Source organism: Synergistaceae bacterium (genome assembly GCA_017444345.1).
Lineage (GTDB): Bacteria > Synergistota > Synergistia > Synergistales > Aminobacteriaceae > JAFUXM01.
In genome coordinates this window covers 1-6,222 of record JAFSWW010000106.1, presented here as the reverse complement: position 1 = coordinate 6,222, position 6,222 = coordinate 1, and the positions used below count along the sequence as shown (strand labels likewise).

Genomic DNA, 6,222 nt, shown 5'->3' with positions numbered 1-6,222 from the left:
TTATAATTTATTTTATTATTCATGTAATTGTAGTAAAATCATAGCACAAATAAATTTCATACAATTTTTATATATTCTGAGGAGGGGTTTTTCACTAATGGCAAAACGAAACTGGAAAACTATGGACGGAAATGAAGCAGTAGCCCACGGTGCTTATGCTTTTTCCGAGATGGCAACAATTTACCCGATTACACCTTCATCACCTATGCCCGAACATATTGACGAATGGGCAGCACACGGCCGCAAAAATATTTTCGGTCATACTGTGAAAGTAACTGAAATGCAGAGTGAAGCAGGAGCAGCAGGAGCCTGTCATGGTGCAGTATCAGCAGGAGCACTCGCAAGCACTTACACAGCATCACAGGGATTATTACTCATGATTCCTAATATGTACAAAATCGCGGGCGAATTATTACCGGGCGTGTTCCATGTAACAGCTAGAGCCATTGCAATGCACGCACTCTCAATTTTCGGAGATCACAGCGATGTAATGTCAACAAGAATGACAGGATTTACTATGATTGCCGGCGGTTCAGTTCAGGAAGCCCACGACATGGCAGCAGTCGCCCATTTAACGGCAATTAAATCAAGCGTTCCCGTTTTGAATTTCTTTGATGGATTCAGGACTTCACACGAGATTCAGAAAGTTGACGCGTTTGATTATGCAGATCTCGCAAAATTAGTTGACTATGACGCAATAGCAGCTTTTAGAGACCGCTCAATGAGACCTGAGAAGCCATATACTAAAGGCACAGCGCAGAACCCTGATATTTTCTTCCAAGCAAAAGAAGCATCACAGCCCTTCTATGACAAAGTACCCGACATCGTTGCAGGTTACATGAAGGACATTTGCGGAATTTGCGGACGTGAATATCACCCGTTTAATTATTACGGAGCTCCTGACGCTGAGAGAGTAATAGTAGCTATGGGTTCAGTATGTCAGGCAATTGAAGAGACTGTTGACTATCTCAACGCGCGCGGCGAAAAAGTAGGAGTCGTTGAAGTCCATTTATACAGGCCGTTCTCACCAAAATATTTCTTCAGGGCATTACCTGCAACTGTTAAAGCAATCGCAGTACTTGACAGAGTTAAAGAAGTCGGCGCACTCGGAGGCCCGTTATATGAAGATGTCTGCTCATTATTTGCCGGAAATTGCAAAGCTCCTATAATTGTCGGCGGACGTTATGGACTCGGCTCAAAAGATACAACGCCCAGCGATCTTAAAGCCTGCTTTGATAACTTGAAACTCTTTGAGCCGCGAAATAATTTCACACTTGGAATCATCGACGATGTTAATGACTCTTCACTTATTCCCACCGAACACATTAACGCAAATGCAGAGGGTACAGTCTGCTGTAAATTCTGGGGACTCGGCAGTGACGGCACAGTCGGAGCTAACAAGAACAGCATTAAAATTATCGGCGATCATACTGACATGTATGCACAGGGCTATTTTGATTATGACTCGAAAAAGTCCGGCGGTATCACAATGTCGCATTTACGCTTTGGCAAATCCCCGATTAAGTCTACATATTTAATAGACAACGCAGATTTTATCGCATGCCATAAACAGGAATATGTGAATCAATATGATTTACTTCACGGCATGAAAGAGGGCGGCACGTTCTTACTTAATACCCAGTGGATGACTCTTGAAGCACTTGAGGAGCATTTACCCGCGTCATTAAAGCGCAAACTTGCAAATCTCGGCTGCAAATTCTATATCATTAACGCTGTTGACGAGGCTCAGAAGCTCGGACTCGGAAGCAGGACGAATACAATAATGCAGGCTGCTTTCTTCAAACTGGCGAATGTTATTCCGATTGATGACGCAGTTAAATTCATGAAGGAAGCAATTGTACATTCATACGGCGCAAAGGGTGAAGACGTTGTACAGAAAAATTATTCAGCTGTTGACGCAGGACTCGCGGGATTAGTTGAAATCAAAGTCCCCGAATCATGGAAGACAGCCGAAGAGAAAGCACACAAGAGACCCGGCCTTCCTTCAGAGATTCCCGAATTCATCAGCTATCAGGTTGACACAATCAACGCCCAGAAAGGAAATACACTTCCTGCGAGCGCATTTGTTGACGGTTACGAGGACGGCCACTTCCCGGCAGGCACAAGCAAATACGAGAAACGCGGAGTCGCTGTCAATGTCCCCGAATGGAACGGCGCAAAGTGTATACAGTGTAATCAATGCTCAATGGTATGTCCGCACGCTGCTATTCGTCCGTTCTTACTTGATGCAGAAGAGCAGGCAATCATGCCCGAAAATTTTGGAGCCGTCGACACAAAGCCGAAACCTTCAGATTATAAATATAAGATGCAGGTTGATGTACTTGACTGCTTAGGCTGCGGAAATTGCGCGGATATCTGCCCTGTTAAAGCTCTCGAAATGAAGCCGACTGCTACACAAAGCGCACAGATTCCTAACTGGACATTTGCATTTGAGGAAGTTGCAGACAAGACAGACGCGGGCGATAAATTCACAGTTAAAGGCTCACAGTTCCAGAGGCCATTATTTGAATTCAGCGGTGCATGTGCTGGCTGCGGTGAGACTCCATATGCTAAATTAATCACTCAGTTATTCGGCTCAAGAATGATCGTAGCAAATGCAACAGGCTGTTCATCAATCTGGGGCGGATCTGCTCCTTCAATGCCTTACACTGTAGACGCAAACGGACACGGGCCTGCATGGGGCAACTCATTATTTGAGGACGCGGCAGAATACGGCATGGGCATGAAGTTATCGCTAAATGTCATGGTGAATTATTTGACGACTGCGGCGAAAAATTTAATTGCTATGAACGATGTTCCCGAAGAAATGAAGGCGACTCTACAGGGCTGGCTTGATGTTCACGAGGACGGCGAGGCAAGTGTAGCAGCTGCTGCAAAAGTTGACGAAATGCTCGATAAAATTTGCTGCGGGTGCTGTGAATGCGGTAAGGCTCTTTGCGATTTCAGCGATGAGGCACAAAAAGAAATTTGCACATTAATTGAATATCGTGATTATCTCGTGAAAAAATCCGTCTGGATATTCGGCGGAGACGGCTGGGGCTATGATATTGGCTACGGCGGACTCGATCACGTACTCGGAAGCGGCGAAGATGTTAATGTCTTAGTGCTTGACACCGAAGTTTATTCGAACACCGGCGGCCAGTCTTCAAAATCGACTCCTACGGCGGCAATCGCTCAATTTGCAGCAAGCGGAAAGAGAACCCGCAAAAAGGATCTTGGACGCATGGCAATGACTTACGGCACAGTTTATGTCGCTCAGGTCGGAATGGGAGCAGATAAGAATCAATTACTCAAGGCTCTCAAGGAAGCAGAAGCACACAAAGGCCCGTCATTAATTATCGCCTATGCACCTTGTATCAATCACGGAATCCGCGCAGGTATGGGCAAAACTCAGGAACGTACAAAGCTCGCAGTCGAAAAAGGTTACTGGCATTTGTACAGATATAATCCTGATGTAGAGGCCGGCAAGAATCCTTTCACCCTTGACAGCAAAGCTCCGAAGTCATTTGAGAATGAGGCCGAATTTGTTGCGCAGTATAAAGAGTTCTTACTCGGTGAAGTCAGATACTCGGCATTAAAGAGGGGCTTCCCTGATATTGCTGACGAATTATTTGACAAGAATGCGGCCGAAGCAAGAGAGCGTTACGAGACTTACAAGACACTTGCGGAGATAGGTGCACAGCCTGTTGAGGCGAAATAATAAAGCTGACAAAATTAATCGGCAATAAATAGTAGTTCAGAGTCGGGTGTTCGAGTGAATGCCCGATTTTTTTTATCCGATATAATATCTAGCGTTACAAATTAAATTTATTACCCCCCCCCCCCATGGGTAGTATTACTTAGAAAGAGTAAGTATTATTTATGAGGCAAGGGGAGAGAAAGAGGAGATTTTAACAATGAAGAAAGAAAATTATGCGCGCAAGGGGTTCACGTTGGTCGAGTTATTGATCGTTATCGTGGTAATCGGGATTCTGTCCGCTATGATGATGCTTTCTAGCACTGAAGCAATGAGCTCTGCGAGGGCTTCAAATATAGCGAGTAATCTACGTAACTTGAAGACAGCAACATTAGCATGGTATGCGGATCACACGGACTGGGTTTCTCCGGACTTATCAATAAGGCAAGGCTCATATGCAACAATTGAGGGTGCTGTTGGAACAGACTCGGGTAAAGCAAATATCCTCAAGTACTTTAACAATGAAGGCTCGATGGTTCTTAAAGGCAATAGCCCGGTAGGAGGAGATTATATTATACATTCCGGTACTGAAAGTAGTAAAAAAGGTTGGTACGTGGGCTATAAGTTTGCCTCAAATGAGGACAGCGTTAAAGAAAAACTCGCCGGACGAGCCAAAACGATTGGCTTAAAATTTGGTACTGACGCAGCTGAAAATCTCTCTGATACTGTGGGAAATAATACATCTGTTACATCTGTGTGGATGAAAGTTTTAGGAGCAGCTGAATAAATTAAATTTATTGCTTGAGGTCTAACACGATGAAGAAAAAATATTATTCACGTAAGGGATTCACTTTAGTTGAATTATTAATCGTTATCGTGGTAATCGGGATTCTTTCAGCCATGATGATGCTTTCAAGTACTGAGGCTATGAGTTCAGCAAAGGCCTCTAATATAGCGAGTAATCTACGTAACTTGAAGACAGCAGCTTTGGCATGGTATGCTGATCACACGGATCTAGTTGCAGCAGATGGCAGAGTAAAGACAAACGTAACTGATGCAGATAGTAGTGTCAAGCCATTTCAAGAGCAGAATCAGAACGATGCCCTTGAAGTCGGTAAATACTTCAATAACGAAGACTCAATTTCGATTAACGGAGGGTCTGGCAGTGATCCTATAAAAGCGGGCGGCTATGGAGTTTGCGATGCAGGCAGTGGTTACAGAAGTACGTGGTATGTAGGCTATAAATTTGCCTCGAATGAGGACTCCATTAAAGAAAAGCTCAAAGGCAGGTTAAAAACTTTGGGAATGATCTTGCGCGGAAACACTCCGAATAAAGACGGCGAAACTGTAATATGGCTCAAAGTCATGGGAGAATGGTCACCCGGCAATTAAATCACAAGCTAATATGTGCAAAGTTGCATTTATCGACCCCCTTTCTTAGCAAATAGAGAGGGGGGTTATTTGTAAAAATATAATATTCAAGCTAAGGAGGGTTTCACGCTATGAAGAAAAATTTTTACTCGCGCAAGGGCTTCACATTAGTCGAGCTGCTGATTGTTATCGTAGTAATCGGCATTCTTTCGGCTATGATGATGCTTTCGAGTACTGAGGCTATGAGTTCGGCAAGAGCTACTAAGATTATTTCAGATTTACGAAATCTCAAGACAGCCGTAATAGCTTGGTATGTAGACCACCCTGATTTAGTTGATTCTGCGACCGGCAAAGTCAGAGAAAAAGTTTCTAGTGGCTCGTGGAGTGCTATCCAGAATTTAGTTAATAATGGTAATGACAAATTAGGTATGAAGAAATACCTCAATAATGAAAACTGGGGCTTTAACGAGGGATCTTCAGGAGAAAATCCGATTAAAGAGGGCGGTTACGGTATTTGCGACGGAGGCAGCACAGCAGGTACTAAAGACGAAGCAAACAGAACAAGCTGGTTTGTAGGATACAGATTTGCAGCTAATGAAGATTCCGTAAAAGAAAAACTCTACGGACGGGCAAAGTCTCTCGGTCTAGTTTTCTCAAATAATACGCCTAATAACTACCAATCCGGCAAAGTAAACAATGCTAAAGGTGATAAAGTTGTCTGGATGAGAGTCTTCGGGGACTATCAAGTTACTACTATTTACGAGTAAATTTAGCTATCAGATTTTCACATTCTGCACCCTTTCTAGCAAAATAGAGGGGGTGTTTATTTTTTGCGATTCAGAGTCCGATATTGTTAGAGGCAATGCTAAGAACTTGAAAATTTTTTAGGAGGTGTTATTACAATGAAGAATAAGAAAAAAGTAAATTATTCGCGGAAATGGTATATTTTAATAGAGTCGTTAATAGTCGTGATTGTGATCGGCATAATTTCAGCTGTTATGATATTTTCAGGCAATGAGTCAATGAATTCTACTAAGGCATCAAATATAGCAAATAATCTCAGGACTCTCAAAACTGTAGCCTTTGAACACTATATGAATAATAATGACGGGACAAATATAAATAATAATATACTTAAACTTGATAAATATATT

The 6,222-nt window shown here is 43.0% G+C and carries 5 protein-coding genes; all 5 read left to right on the top strand.

Features of this window, described 5'->3' with window-relative positions; all coding sequences use genetic code 11:
- The first annotated feature begins 97 nt into the window (after window positions 1-97).
- Window positions 98-3,721 carry a pyruvate:ferredoxin (flavodoxin) oxidoreductase gene (nifJ, locus tag IJS99_08580; protein ID MBQ7561870.1) on the top strand — a complete coding sequence of 1,208 codons (3,624 nt, stop codon included), beginning with the start codon at window positions 98-100 and terminating at the stop codon, window positions 3,719-3,721.
- 196 nt (window positions 3,722-3,917) lie between these two features.
- A complete protein-coding gene (locus IJS99_08575; protein MBQ7561869.1) occupies window positions 3,918-4,484 on the top strand; it encodes a type II secretion system protein in 567 nt (188 codons plus the stop codon).
- 29 nt (window positions 4,485-4,513) lie between these two features.
- Window positions 4,514-5,089: a type II secretion system protein gene (locus tag IJS99_08570; GenBank protein ID MBQ7561868.1), complete on the top strand. Its 576-nt coding sequence runs from the start codon at window positions 4,514-4,516 to the stop codon at window positions 5,087-5,089.
- Between the two features lie 110 nt (window positions 5,090-5,199).
- Window positions 5,200-5,835 carry a type II secretion system protein gene (locus tag IJS99_08565; protein ID MBQ7561867.1) on the top strand — a complete coding sequence of 212 codons (636 nt, stop codon included), beginning with the start codon at window positions 5,200-5,202 and terminating at the stop codon, window positions 5,833-5,835.
- A gap of 135 nt (window positions 5,836-5,970) precedes the next feature.
- Window positions 5,971-6,222 (top strand): hypothetical protein (locus tag IJS99_08560; protein MBQ7561866.1); only part of this gene is annotated, 252 nt, incomplete at its 3' end.